Raw genomic sequence first — 13,894 nt, forward strand, 5'->3', positions numbered from 1 at the left:
AACAATGTTAGAAATAAAACCTATATTTAACGCCTTATGCCGCTCAAAGGTGGGCGCTGTATTACTGCTAATTCAAATTGCAATTACCACAGCTATAGTCAGTAATGCTGCATTTATCATTCAAGACAGAATTAGCTATTTAAATCAAGAAACGGGCTACCCTGAGCAAGATATATTTAAGTTTAATGTAATGACCTTTGGTACTGATATTAACTTAAGCCAGCAGTTTGAGCTTGATGAAAGCATGCTTAGAAAAATGCCAGGCGTAGTTGATGCCGCATTAAGCAGTAGTATCCCGCTATCAGGCAGTGGCAGCGCTTCGAGCTTTAATTTACAACCCGCTCCACAAGAAGGCCTAAGTGTAAGAACTGCTTATTTTTTTATAGATGACCACGCAATTAATACCTACGGCGTTAACTTAATTGCAGGGCGGAACTTTACCGAAGATGAAGTGCTAGTTACAAACGAAATTACACAAAAGCGCACCAACGTCACTATAGTCACTAAAGCCTTACTTGATGAGCTCTACCCTGATGGAGATGGTTTAGGAAAAATAGTTTATTTTGGTGACCTACCACTTAAAGTTATTGGCGTGATCGGAAACATGAAAGGCCCGTGGCTCAAAGACAGTAAACCCGATAATCTTGCGTTTATTCCTTATATTAAAGCAGCAAGTTATGCACAAGTTGCCGTTCGTACAGAGCCTGGTCAGCGAGCAGCTGTAATGAAAGAAATAGAAAATGCCATGCTCGAAAATTACAGCAAACGCGTTATTAATAACATTAAAGGACTTGATGAATTAAAAAATGAGTATACCGCTAAAGACCGCCTCATGATGCGCATGCTCATAGCATTAATCACTATTTTAGTGCTTATAACCGCTCTCGGTATTTTTGGCTTAACCTTATTTAATATTAGCAAACGTACTAAGCAAATTGGCACACGCAGAGCACTTGGTGCAAGAAAGTCAGCTATTGTTAGCTACTTTTTAGTAGAAAATGCATTAATTTGTAGCCTAGGTTTAGCCTTAGGTGTGGTAACAGCAATACTACTTGGGAAAATGTTAATGCAGTATTTTTCTGTAGCCGCACTACCGCCAAGCTATATAGCCGTTACCGCCATTGTCGTATTATTAATGAGCTTACTTGCGGTATTAGGGCCGGCTAAACGCGCTGCTAATATTTCGCCCAGTATCGCAACTCGCACAATTTAACCTAGAATCCGCTTGAGGTAGATTTATTATCCAGAGTTTAGGTTACTAAATCATGTAAAAATCACTATGCTACACTGATTAGTAAGGCAGTGTAGCCATTAAAAAATTATAAAAATAACCTATGACTCATAAAATACTCATTGTTGATGATAACCAAGCAGTACTCGATGCACTTTCATTGTTGCTCGAGATCCACGACTTTTCGGTAGTGACTGCAACAAACCCGTTTGATGCTCTGCAAATAGTTCGCTATCAGCGAATTGAGCTTGTAATTCAAGACATGAACTTTACCAGCGACACAACCTCTGGCGAAGAAGGTAAAACGTTGTTTTATGAACTACGAGAAATAAACCCACACCTCCCTATTATACTTATTACAGCCTGGACCGAACTTGCTACCGCTATTGAGCTTGTAAAAGCCGGTGCTGCCGATTACTTACCAAAACCCTGGGATGATGCAAAACTACTAGTTTGTATCAGTAACTTAATAGAGCTAGGCAGTGCTAAAAAAATAGTGGCGACACATAATCGCCATCAACAAGAGCGTGAAGGTACATTTAAAAGCGCAGACCTTGCCGGGCTAATATTTAAAAGCACGGCTATGGAACGACTGGTCACTATGGCGCTACAAGTAGCTAAATCTGATATATCTGCATTAATTACAGGCCCTAATGGAAGTGGTAAAGAGTGCATTGCGCATATCATTCAAAAAAACTCCCCACTTGTATCGCAACCTTTTATTAAGGTAAACGCAGGCGCACTACCACAAGAACTTATAGAAGCCGAACTTTTTGGCGCTGAAGCTGGCGCATACACGGGGATAACTAAACAACGTATTGGTCGATTTGAAGCAGCTGATGGCGGTACGTTATTTTTAGATGAAATTGGTAATTTACCACTCTCAGGACAAATAAAATTACTACGCGTAGTACAAACCGGCGAGTTTGAACGTTTAGGCTCAACACAAACACAAAAAGTAAATGTGCGAGTAATATCGGCTACTAACGAAAACTTACTACAAGCAATTGAACAAGGTCGATTTAGGGAAGACTTATATTATCGCCTTAATGTAATTGAACTCAATGTGCCTGCCCTTAGCGAAAGGCAAGATGATGTTTTAGCACTTATTAGCCATTTTTTACCTCACCGAGAGCTGACTATAAACACAGAGCAAGCACTTCAACATTATAAATGGCCAGGTAACGTTCGAGAGCTAGAAAATGCTTGTAAACGTGTAGCGGTGCTAAAACCAACAGGTGCGCTTACAGTCGATGACTTTGCACTTTCGTCATCGGTTACTGCTCAACAAGAAGCAAAAGCAGAACCGACCAAACAGGAAATAGAACACGCAATGCGCGATCATCAAGGTGTTATAGCCAAAGTGGCCCGTGAATTTGGTTTAAGCCGACAAGCTCTTTATCGTCGATTACAAAAAATGGGTATTGATTATTAATGCCAAACATTATTAGCCACTTTACCCTAAGCCAAAAGGTTGTGTTAATTTGCGCACTTTGTAGCGCGCTGCCTGTTTTTATTATTGCCGCACTTAGTGGTTTTGATATGTACTACACTCTGTTTTTAATATTACTAACGCTTGCATTTAGCACCTTGCTTTCAAGAGCTCTCACCAAACCAATAAAGCTTGGCATGCAATCGCTCGAAACCGGGTTGCTTAATTTTAAAGATGGTGAGCTCTCCAGCTTACTAGCGTATAAAAGTAATGATGAACTTGGAAAACTATGCCGACTTTATAATCAAACCGCTAAACAGCTTCGCCAAGAAAAACAATGGATTTACCAGCGCGAGTTAATGCTTGATAAAGTATTGCAAAGCTCGCCGCAAGCGTTATTACTGGTCAATGATAATAATACGGTGGTATTTAGTAATTTAATTAGCCGTAGTTTATTTAATAGCGCAACCCGCCTTGAAGGTATGCAGCTAAGTAAATTGCTCGAAAATTCGCCCCTGCAATTAATAGCAGCTATAGAGCACGGTGTTGATGGCCTCTTTAATATAGAAATAGAGAATCAAGACTCGCAAACTTGGCATTTAGCCACCGGGGAGTTTTTACTCAATAACCAAAAGCATCATTTATATATATTTAAACAATTAACCCGTGAGCTTAGTCGCCAAGAAGTTGCCGTGTGGAAAAAGGTAATACGCATTATCAGCCACGAATTGAATAATTCACTCGGCCCTATGTCGTCCATGTTACACAGCGCACAATTGCTCGCAAATAAAGTTGATGAGCCCCGCCTTGCCCGTGTATTTGCAACTATTGATGAGCGAATTAGTCATTTAACTGAATTTGTACAAGGCTATGGCAAGTTTGCTAAATTACCTCAGCCACAAAAAACACGGATTAACTGGCAAAACACACTCAATAATTTAAAAAATCACTGGCAATTTAGCTACGAAATAAAAAATTCACACAATGAATTACAAGCTGATCAAGCCCAACTCGAGCAGCTGCTCATAAACCTATTAAAAAATTCACACGAGTCAGGCTCCAACTCCAATGAAATACATATTCAGGTCGAATTTGTACCCCAAGCTTGTGTTATAAATGTGAGCGACTGCGGCAAAGGAATGAGCGAGCAAGTAATGGCAAATGCTTTAGTGCCCTTTTATTCTACAAAAAGTACGGGGAGTGGTTTAGGGCTAGCCTTATGCAGAGAAATAGCAGAAGCGCACCAGGGGCATATAAGTTTACATAACAAAATAGAGGGCGGCTTAAACGTACAAGTGAGCCTTCCTTATTCGTAAATTCACAAAAATTAAAAACAATAAAGCCACTTAAAAAGTGGCTTTGTGTTTAAAGAGCTTAATAACCTGATAGCAGGTTGAGTAATAAATTACTCTGCGTCAGCTTCTTTATATTTAGCAGCAGTTTCTGTAATTAACGGCTGTAATTCACCGCGTTGAAACATTTCGATAATAATGTCACAACCACCAACTAATTCGCCATCTACCCATAATTGCGGGAATGTTGGCCAATTTGCGTATGCTGGAAGCTCAGCACGAATGTCTGGATTAAGTAAAATATCAACGTATGCAAATGGTTCACCACATGACATTAACGCTTGCGATGCTTGTGAAGAAAAACCACAATTTGGTAATTTTGGTGACCCTTTCATGAAAAGGATTATTGGGTTTTCTGAAATTTGCTGTTTAATTTTATCAATGGTTTCCATCTACAACCTCAAAGTAACGATAGCTAAATATATTTAGGTCTTGAAAATAACTCATCGTGACCACAAATATATAACTTAAAATGGGCAAATAAAGCCGCAATTGAAATAGTCTTTCGCAATAGCATTGCTGTTTGCTTAAACTTGAGTAAAATACTCAACAATTATAGTAACACTATATTACCGCTTGGTATAGGTAACTGCTCTGTTTCAACAGGCATTACGTATTACCAAATGGACTATCAACCAAAGAAGATGGAGATAAAAAAATGGCATTTGAACTACCGTCACTACCATATGCAATCGACGCACTTGAGCCACATATTTCAAAAGAAACACTAGAGTTTCACCATGGCAAACACCACAACACTTACGTGGTTAAGCTTAATGGTTTAATCCCTGGTACTGAGTTTGAAAACAAATCTCTAGAAGAGATCGTATGTTCATCAGAAGGCGGCGTATTTAACAACGCAGCACAAATCTGGAACCATACTTTTTACTGGAACAGCTTATCTCCAAACGGCGGCGGCGAGCCTACTGGCGCAGTTGCTGATGCAATCAACGCTAAATGGGGTTCTTTTGATGCGTTTAAAGATGCATTAAATGACAAAGCAGTAAATAACTTTGGTTCAAGCTGGACGTGGTTAGTTAAGCTTGCTGATGGTTCACTAGACATCGTTAATACATCTAACGCTGCTACACCATTAACTGATGATGGCGTTACTCCAATCCTTACAGTGGATTTATGGGAACACGCTTACTACATTGATTACCGTAACGTTCGTCCAGATTACCTTAAAGGTTTTTGGTCGCTTGTTAACTGGGAATTCGCGAACGCTAACTTCGCTTAATTAGCCTTTAAACGCTAATGTAAAAAAGACGCTTAGGCGTCTTTTTTTGTTTCTTATTTATCACACCCAAGCGTCTCATCATTTAATAAAACACTTTTAGTAACATGATCTTTTTTCACTTAAATTTTTAATTTTATTGCACAAAAATACAGATTCGTGACTAGACTTTAAAAGGTAAGCACCTTTTTACAGCGGGTTTCGGAGGTTATTATGACGATTTTTGAGCATTACCAAGCACGATACGAAGCGGCACAGGAAGAAGAATACAGTATCGCTGAATTTCTTGAGATTTGTAAAACCGATAAGTCTGCCTACGCCAGCGCACCAGAACGCCTACTCATGGCAATTGGCGAACCAAACATGGTAGATACCGCAACGGATGCACGACTAAGTCGATTATTTTCAAATAGAGTAGTTGCGCGCTACCCTGCCTTTACTGATTTTTATGGTATGGAAGATGCCATTGAGCAAATAGTCTCTTATTTAAAACACGCCGCCCAAGGGCTTGAAGAATGCAAACAAGTGCTCTATTTACTTGGACCTGTTGGTGGGGGTAAATCATCTATTGCCGAAAAACTCAAATATTTAATGCAACAAGTACCTATTTATTCAATTAAAGGCTCTCCGGTAAACGACCATCCCCTTGCATTATTTGACCCAATAGAGGACGCCGACGTACTAAAGCAAGAATACGGTATTAAACCGCGCTACTTAAAAACCATTATGTCGCCTTGGGCTGGCAAACGCTTAAAAGAATTCAATGGTGATATTAGCCAGTTTAGAGTGGTTAAGCGCTACCCCTCAATTTTAAACCAAATAGGCATTGCCAAAACCGAACCTGGAGATGAAAACAACCAAGATATTTCGGCGCTAGTGGGTAAGGTCGATATTCGCCAGCTTGAGCACTTTGCCCAAAACGATCCTGATGCATACGCCTACTCTGGCTCTTTATGTTTAGCTAACCAAGGGCTGATGGAATTTGTAGAAATGTTTAAAGCGCCTATTAAAGTGCTGCACCCTTTACTTACCGCAACCCAAGAAGGTAACTACAACGGCACAGAAGGCATTAGTGCCCTGCCCTTTAATGGCATGATCCTCGCTCACTCTAATGAATCTGAGTGGCAAACTTTTAAAAACAATAAAAACAACGAAGCATTTTTAGACCGTGTTTATATTGTAAAAGTACCTTACTGCTTACGTGTAACCGAAGAAATTAAAATTTACGACAAATTACTTGAGCACAGCGAGCTATACAACGCGCCATGCGCACCAGGTACACTTAAAACATTGGCGCAATTTACGACGCTATCACGTTTAAAAGAGCCAGAAAATTCAAGTATTTATTCTAAAATGCGGGTATACGATGGCGAAACTCTAAAAGACACCGACCCCAAAGCAAAATCGTATCAAGAGTATCGTGATTACGCAGGTGTTGATGAAGGTATGACGGGGCTCTCTACTCGCTTTGCGTTTAAAATTTTATCTCGTGTGTTTAACTTTGATACCACTGAGGTTGCCGCAAATCCGGTGCACTTGTTCTATGTACTTGAGCAACAAATAGAGCGCGAACAATTTTCAAGCGAAATAGAAGAGCGTTATTTAAGCTTTCTAAAAGGCTATTTAATTCCACAGTATGTTGAGTTTATAGGCAAAGAGCTGCAAACCGCCTATTTAGAATCGTATTCAGAATACGGGCAAAATATTTTTGACCGTTATGTTATTTATGCAGACTTTTGGATACAAGACCAAGAATATCGCGACCCTGATACAGGACAACTATTTGACCGTGAGGCACTTAATGCCGAACTTGAAAAAATAGAAAAGCCGGCGGGTATTTCTAACCCTAAAGATTTCCGAAATGAAATAGTGAACTTTGTACTGCGTGCCCGTGCGCACAACAACGGTAAAAACCCACTATGGACAAGCTACGAAAAACTACGCACGGTTATTGAGAAAAAAATGTTCTCTAATACCGAAGATTTGCTCCCCGTAATTTCGTTTAATACTAAAACGTCTGCAGAGGATCAGCAAAAGCACGAAGACTTTGTGAACCGTATGGTCGAAAAAGGCTATACACAAAAACAAGTTCGCTTGCTTTCTGAGTGGTATTTACGGGTTAGAAAATCGCAATAACCTTCATAGTCGTAGTATATAGGAGGTCAACATGGCGCATTTTATAGATAGGCGTTTAAACGGAAAAAATAAAAGTACGCTTAATCGCCAGCGCTTTATTAGGCGCTATAAAAAACAAATTAAAGAAGCGGTTTCAGATGCGATTAACAAACGCAGCGTTACCGATTCAAGCTCTGGTGAGAGTATTTCTATTCCACAACGCGATATCAGCGAACCTACATTTCATCAAGGGCAAGGTGGGGATAGAGAACAAATTCACCCAGGCAACGATCAGTTTTCTACAGGTGATAAAATTGAGCGCCCTAAAGGTGGACAAAGCGGCGGTGCCGGTGAAGGTGACGCCAGCGATTCGGGCGAAGGACAAGATGAGTTTGTATTTTCAATATCAAAAGATGAATACCTTGATTTACTGTTTGAAGATTTAGAGCTCCCTAACTTACAAGAAAACCAGCTTGATAAGCTAGTGCAAATGAAAACCCATCGCGCAGGATTTTGTAGCGATGGTATACCTAGCAATATTGACATTGTCCGCTCTCTTCAAGGCTCCCTTGCACGGCGTGTTGCCATGAGTGCAGGTAAAAAACGCCGTTTAAAAGAGCTCGAAGAACAACTTGCTCTGCTGCTTGCTGGTCCACATAACGATAAAGCAGCAATTGCTTTATTACAAAAAGAAATTGCAGCATTAAAAGTGCAAATTAAGTCGGTTCCATTTATTGATAACTACGATTTACGTTTTCGTAATTACGAAAAACGCCCTCACCCCACCAGCAAAGCCGTGATGTTTTGTATTATGGATGTGTCAGGCTCAATGGATCAGCCAACAAAAGACATGGCAAAACGGTTTTATATTTTGCTCTATCAATTTTTAACACGCAGCTATAAAGACATTGAAGTTGTTTATATTCGCCACCACACACAAGCAAAAGAAGTAGACGAGCAAGAGTTTTTTTATTCTCAAGAAACTGGCGGCACTATTGTTTCAAGCGCACTTAAATTAATGAACGAAATAATAAAAGAGCGTTATCACGCAAACGAGTGGAATGTATACGCCGCACAAGCCTCTGATGGCGATAACTGGGCGGACGACACCCCGCAGTGTGGTGAAATTTTGCGTAATAAGCTCTTAAGCGCAGTACGCTATTTTGCTTATATTGAAATAACCACTCGTGCTCATCAAAGCCTATGGCGCGAATATGAATCTATAACACACAGCCATAATAATTTCGCCATACAGCATATTCAAAGCGTTGAAGATATTTACCCAATTTTTAGGGAGCTATTTAAAAAAGGTCGTCAACAGCAAAACTCTGCATAGCCTAAAGCGAGGTAGCATTATGAATGATAAACGAATGAGTGATGGCCCAGATTGGACCTTTGATTTATTAGATGAGTACCAAAGTGAAATTGCCCGTGTTGCAGCTCACTACAGGTTAGACACCTACCCTAATCAAATTGAAGTGATAACCGCAGAGCAAATGATGGATGCTTACTCAAGCGTTGGCATGCCTATTGGTTACAGCCATTGGTCTTACGGTAAAAAGTTCATTCAAACAGAGCAAAATTATAAGCGCGGACAAATGGGTCTTGCTTACGAAATAGTGATAAATTCAGACCCTTGTATTGCGTACTTAATGGAAGAAAATACCCTACCTATGCAAGCGCTTGTAATGGCACATGCATGTTACGGACATAACTCATTTTTTAAAGGTAACTACTTATTTAAAACCTGGACCGATGCTGGCTCAATTATTGATTACTTGGTATTTGCTAAAAACTACATAAGTCGCTGTGAAGAAAAGCACGGTATTACACAAGTAGAAGCCCTACTCGACTCATGTCATGCATTAATGAATTACGGAGTCGATCGCTACAAACGTCCACAACAAATATCGTTATTTGAAGAACAAAAACGTCAACAAGAGCGTGAAGACTACCTTCAATCGCAAGTAAATGAATTATGGCGGACTATTCCTGAGCAACAGCAAGAAACCAAAAAGAAAGTACGCCATTTTCCTTCTGAACCCCAAGAAAATATTTTGTATTTTATTGAAAAAAATGCCCCATTACTCGACTCTTGGCAACGTGAAGTGATACGTATTGTTCGTAAAATTTCGCAATACTTTTACCCACAAAAACAAACTCAAGTAATGAACGAAGGCTGGGCAACATTTTGGCATTACACCATCCTTAATCACTTATATGATGAGGGAAAACTCACCGACTCTTTCATGTTAGAGTTTTTACAAAGCCACACCAACGTAGTTTATCAGCCACCTTATAACAGTAAGTATTATTTAGGCATTAACCCATATGCTTTAGGCTTTAATATGATGGTTGATATTCGCAGAATATGTGAGCACCCAACTGAAGAAGATAAACGCTGGTTTCCTGAATATGCAGGCAGTAATTGGCTAGATACACTGCATTTTGCAATGGAAAACTTTAAAGATGAGAGTTTTATTAGCCAGTTTTTATCGCCTAAGTTAATTCGTGATTTTAAATTATTTACTATTATTGATCATACTAATAATCCCCATTTAGAAATTGGCGCAATACATAACGACAATGGTTATAAAGCAGTAAGAGAAGCGCTCTCAGCGCAGTACAACTTGAGTAATCATGAGCCCAACATTCAAGTATATGACGTTGATATTAGAGGTGACCGTTCACTAACCCTACGCTATGTACCTCATAACAACATTCCTTTAGCAAACTCGCACGAGGAAGTACTTAAGCATCTTTACAGATTATGGGGCTTTAAAGTAAAACTAGAGCAAGAGTCAAATTCTGGTGAGGTTTCAATGATTGCTCAATGCCCAATAGATGACTCTCGACACACAACACAATAATGAAGAGCAATAAAATTTCATACTGATTGGGTTTGCTCAGCAGGTTATAAAAAACACGGTATTATTTAACCCTAAATTCTGGATATAAAAAATGACGCTCAAGCGTCATTTTTTATATCTTCGTAGGCTATTACTTTATTTCGCCCTGTATTTTTAGATTGGTACAGTGCTTTATCTGCAGCCTCTATCCAGCGCTCATGATTTTTAAAATCATTACTGCTACCAGCCAGCCCTATACTTACCGTCATTGTTATTTCAAAGTGTTTATACTTCACAGGGTTAGTTTCAATCAATACCCTTAAACGCTCAGCAAATACAAAAGCGCCTTCTTTATCTGTATCAAGTAATGTTACTGCAAACTCTTCACCGCCATAACGCCCTGCAACATCAGTTTCGCGCAGCGTCGTACGTAGTAAGTTAGATAAATGACGAAGCGATTCATCACCACAGCTATGGCCATATTCATCATTTATTTTTTTAAAGTGGTCAATATCAAACATTAATAATGTACTACAGCCACCACTTCGCTTAACTCTTAAAAACTCTTGGCGTAGCGTACCTTCCCAGTGTCCACGATTTGCAAGCTGCGTTAAGCTATCTGTTTGACTTACTTGTTCTAATTTTTTGTTTAACTCTTCAAGCTCTTTTTTATTTACCGCGACATCTGTTACATCATACAAAATAATACAAATATGGCTAACTTCGCCCATCGTATTTGTAAGAGGGATAAATGTTGCATTTTGATACATGTAATCAGCTTTACCAGTAATAGGTCGATAATTTTTAAACCTAAAAATGTATGGCTGCTGCTCCCAAATCGTAAAAGAGCGGTTTTTTAAAACAAAAACCGATTCTGATTTACTTCTAAACCATTTTTCGTCTATTGCTGGAAATAAATCAAATAGGTCTTTATCTTTTACTGCGCTTGGTAGAAGCCCTGAATGGTTTTCCATAAAACCATTCCATACACACACCTTATAATCTCTATCAAGTACTACAAGGCCTACATCAACGGTATTAAACATATCCATAAGCCAATGGATCTCATTCATTTCTAAATCTGCAGCCATAACTTAATCTTCTAATAGGTAAGCAACTTTATACTTCAAAGTTTTAAGTGAATCTTCAGTAAATAACAGCATGAGGTCGCAATTTATATCATGGTTTTCAATACCGTAACTAATCTCTATAGCAAGGGTGCGTTGCCAACGTGACTTGTTTGATTTAACCAGCTCAGACACATCTCTGTGTTGGCCAAGTACTATTGGGTGCCCTTGGCTAAATGACATATCGAGCTGTTTTGAAAGACCCGTTAAAATAGCGCCTATCAAAATATTACTAATATCCATAAGCAGCTCAAGTTCAATTTTATCGTTTAACTCGCCGTCATAATTCATCAAAGAAGCTATTTCTTTAAAGCTTGAATCATTTAAAAGTAATAGCGCCTCGCCCGAAATGCCACCGCCAATAAAGCCCTGACACACACCCGATGTAGCTGCGTTATTATCTATAGACTGCAGCGCCATATCGAGTTCATTAACTTCCAAAATATTCACATTAGGAATTGGTAGCTCTACAAACACATTAAGAAGACGTGCAAGTAAATCCCCAGCCTGTCCCATAGCAACGTTAGTGAGTTCTTGGTATATATCCCGAACATCAGGGTCGACTTGCTCTCCAAGCGAATGAGAGAGACGCTCACGCATGGCTTTATCTTTAATCCCATGGTGTTCAATTATGCTGGCTAGTTTTTCGGGGGAACATGGTTTTTGAATAAAATCGATAGCACCAAGTTCAAGCACTCTTTGATGTGCACTTGGCTGTATATCACCAGAGACAACAACAGTGAGTATGTTTAGCCCCTGTTCTTTCATAGCGATTAATACTTCATACCCATCCATTTCAGGCATGTTTAAATCGAGAAAAAGTATTTCTGGTTCAATTAACTTTATTTGCTTTATGCAATCAACGCCGTCGAGTGCAAATTCAACTTTAATATCCCAATCTTCAGGTAATGAACGAGCTAGCTGACGCCTAGCTAATTTTGAGTCATCACATATTAGTACCGATGTTGACATATTATCTCTCTGTTTCTAAACCAGTAATGAGCATTAAAATCATTTTATGATGGTTTTTATTTTTATTATTGAAGATATATTTTGTAACTTCATGTTAATCAAAGTTTAGCACAGTTACAATTTTTATATTGCAGAACTAATCCCAACTTCATTAGGGCGGTATAATCTCTTGGTTACTATAGCGCAGTATAATACACTGACGCCCATTGCGTTAATTTAAAAGGAAATACCTTATGTTACGTTCACTTACCTTTGCTTTGAGCGCATTTTGCTCTGTGGCTATTGCAGCCGATTACCCAGAAAACACGCTAGACATAGGAAAAGTATCTGCACAAGGCAAACCAGTCACTTTATTAGGCAAAGGGATCTCTGTTGGAGATAGCGCGCCAAATTTCAAAGTAGTTGATGACAACTTCATCCCTGTGACACTTGAGGATTACAAAGGCCAAGCTGTATTGATAAGTGTAGTGCCAAGTCTTGATACAGGTATTTGTAGCCTGCAAACTAAGCATTTTAATGAAAAAGTAGCCTCGCAATTTCCAAGTGTTGTAATGCTAACAATTAGTGCTGATTTACCATTTGCTCAAAAGCGTTTTTGCAAAGCTGAAAATATTGATAAAATCACTACGTTATCAGATTCTGTTTGGCGCGATTTTGGCCAAAAATACGGATTGATTATTAAAGATATGGGCTTATTAACGCGAACGGTATTTATTTTAGATGAAAGCCATAACGTCATTTATAAACAATTAGTTAGTAGCCTTTCAACTGAACCAGAATACAACAGCGTAATTGAGAAACTTAAAACGTTGTAAAGCCGATTAAATAGCACTGATTAAGTAATGCTAAACAGCCTTAAAACAAAAAACCGCCAGTTGGCGGTTTTTTTAATGTGCTTTTGTAATTAACCTAAAAGCTCACCAAGTTGTGAACTAACAGCTTCAACAGCTTGTGTACCATCTAATTTATGGTATTGAGTGTTACCAGCCGCTGCTTCTGCTTGGTAATAATCAACCAATGGCATAGTTTGCTCGTGGTAAATACCTAAACGTTTACGTACTGTTTCTTCAGTATCATCAGCGCGAACAATTAAGTCTTCCCCAGTTTCGTTGTCTTTACCTTCCACTTTAGGTGGATTATATACAATATGGTAAACACGACCAGAGCCTGGATGAACGCGACGTCCGCCCATACGTTCAACAATCACTTCGTCAGCCACGTCAAATTCAATAACGTGATCAACCACTACGCCATTTTCTTTCATCGCATCAGCTTGAGGAATTGTGCGTGGGAAGCCATCAAGTAAAAAACCTTTCTCACAATCAGCTTTAGTAATACGCTCTTTTACTAAACCAATAATAATATCGTCAGAAATTAGTTGACCAGCATCCATTACTTTTTTTGCTTCTAAGCCTAATGGCGTGCCCTCTTTAATTGCTGCACGTAACATGTCGCCAGTAGAAATTTGTGGAATACCGTATTTGTCCATTAAAAACTGAGCTTGAGTACCTTTACCTGCACCCGGCGCGCCCAAAAGAATAATGCGCATATTATTGTCCCCTAGTATGGATATTTATTT

The 13,894-nt window shown here is 39.1% G+C and carries 12 protein-coding genes; 8 read left to right on the forward strand and 4 right to left on the reverse strand.

Annotation, left to right across the window (positions count from 1 at the left end):
• Window positions 1-4: 4 nt before the first annotated feature.
• From I6F48_RS03950 to I6F48_RS03960, 3 genes are all read left to right on the forward strand, one after another.
• Complete coding sequence (locus I6F48_RS03950; RefSeq protein WP_197118870.1) at window positions 5-1,213, forward strand: ABC transporter permease; 1,209 nt, start codon at window positions 5-7, stop codon at window positions 1,211-1,213.
• A 121-nt stretch (window positions 1,214-1,334) separates the two neighbouring features.
• Window positions 1,335-2,666 carry a sigma-54-dependent transcriptional regulator gene (locus tag I6F48_RS03955; protein ID WP_197118871.1) on the forward strand — a complete coding sequence of 444 codons (1,332 nt, stop codon included), beginning with the start codon at window positions 1,335-1,337 and terminating at the stop codon, window positions 2,664-2,666.
• Window positions 2,666-3,979: a sensor histidine kinase gene (locus I6F48_RS03960; protein ID WP_024592689.1), complete on the forward strand. Its 1,314-nt coding sequence runs from the start codon at window positions 2,666-2,668 to the stop codon at window positions 3,977-3,979. The genes I6F48_RS03955 and I6F48_RS03960 overlap by 1 nt, the downstream gene beginning before the upstream one ends.
• A gap of 89 nt (window positions 3,980-4,068) precedes the next feature.
• On the opposite strand, the gene I6F48_RS03965 is transcribed toward I6F48_RS03960, so the two are convergent.
• Window positions 4,069-4,407: a Grx4 family monothiol glutaredoxin gene (locus tag I6F48_RS03965; protein WP_004335359.1), complete on the reverse strand. Its 339-nt coding sequence runs from the start codon at window positions 4,405-4,407 to the stop codon at window positions 4,069-4,071.
• Window positions 4,408-4,673: 266 nt separating this feature from the next.
• Between I6F48_RS03965 and I6F48_RS03970 the strand changes: the two genes are divergently transcribed.
• The 4 genes from I6F48_RS03970 (at window position 4,674) to I6F48_RS03985 (ending at window position 10,237) form a co-directional block, all read left to right on the forward strand.
• On the forward strand, window positions 4,674-5,255 hold the full coding sequence (locus I6F48_RS03970; RefSeq protein ID WP_002960323.1) for a superoxide dismutase: 582 nt from the start codon (window positions 4,674-4,676) through the stop codon (window positions 5,253-5,255).
• A 210-nt stretch (window positions 5,256-5,465) separates the two neighbouring features.
• Window positions 5,466-7,388, forward strand: a complete 1,923-nt coding sequence (locus I6F48_RS03975) for a PrkA family serine protein kinase (protein ID WP_166110754.1) — start codon at window positions 5,466-5,468, stop codon at window positions 7,386-7,388.
• Between the two features lie 31 nt (window positions 7,389-7,419).
• Window positions 7,420-8,703: a YeaH/YhbH family protein gene (locus I6F48_RS03980; RefSeq protein ID WP_024605317.1), complete on the forward strand. Its 1,284-nt coding sequence runs from the start codon at window positions 7,420-7,422 to the stop codon at window positions 8,701-8,703.
• A 19-nt stretch (window positions 8,704-8,722) separates the two neighbouring features.
• On the forward strand, window positions 8,723-10,237 hold the full coding sequence (locus I6F48_RS03985) for a SpoVR family protein (RefSeq protein ID WP_197118872.1): 1,515 nt from the start codon (window positions 8,723-8,725) through the stop codon (window positions 10,235-10,237).
• Window positions 10,238-10,335: 98 nt separating this feature from the next.
• Here I6F48_RS03985 and I6F48_RS03990 read toward each other — a convergent pair whose 3' ends face one another.
• Both I6F48_RS03990 and I6F48_RS03995 read right to left on the reverse strand, forming a co-directional pair.
• Window positions 10,336-11,307: a sensor domain-containing diguanylate cyclase gene (locus I6F48_RS03990; RefSeq protein WP_024592692.1), complete on the reverse strand. Its 972-nt coding sequence runs from the start codon at window positions 11,305-11,307 to the stop codon at window positions 10,336-10,338.
• A 3-nt stretch (window positions 11,308-11,310) separates the two neighbouring features.
• A complete protein-coding gene (locus tag I6F48_RS03995; RefSeq protein WP_007584074.1) occupies window positions 11,311-12,315 on the reverse strand; it encodes a response regulator in 1,005 nt (334 codons plus the stop codon).
• 233 nt (window positions 12,316-12,548) lie between these two features.
• On the opposite strand from I6F48_RS03995, the gene tpx reads away from it, so the two are divergent.
• The gene (gene tpx / locus I6F48_RS04000; protein WP_024598337.1) at window positions 12,549-13,130 is read left to right on the forward strand and encodes a thiol peroxidase; all 582 of its coding nucleotides are present in this window, start codon (window positions 12,549-12,551) and stop codon (window positions 13,128-13,130) included.
• Between the two features lie 89 nt (window positions 13,131-13,219).
• Here tpx and adk read toward each other — a convergent pair whose 3' ends face one another.
• A complete protein-coding gene (gene adk / locus I6F48_RS04005; protein ID WP_010553395.1) occupies window positions 13,220-13,864 on the reverse strand; it encodes an adenylate kinase in 645 nt (214 codons plus the stop codon).
• Window positions 13,865-13,894: the final 30 nt, after the last annotated feature.

This window comes from Pseudoalteromonas sp. SWYJ118 (assembly GCF_015864505.1).
GTDB classification, from domain to species: Bacteria; Pseudomonadota; Gammaproteobacteria; order Enterobacterales; family Alteromonadaceae; genus Pseudoalteromonas; species Pseudoalteromonas arctica.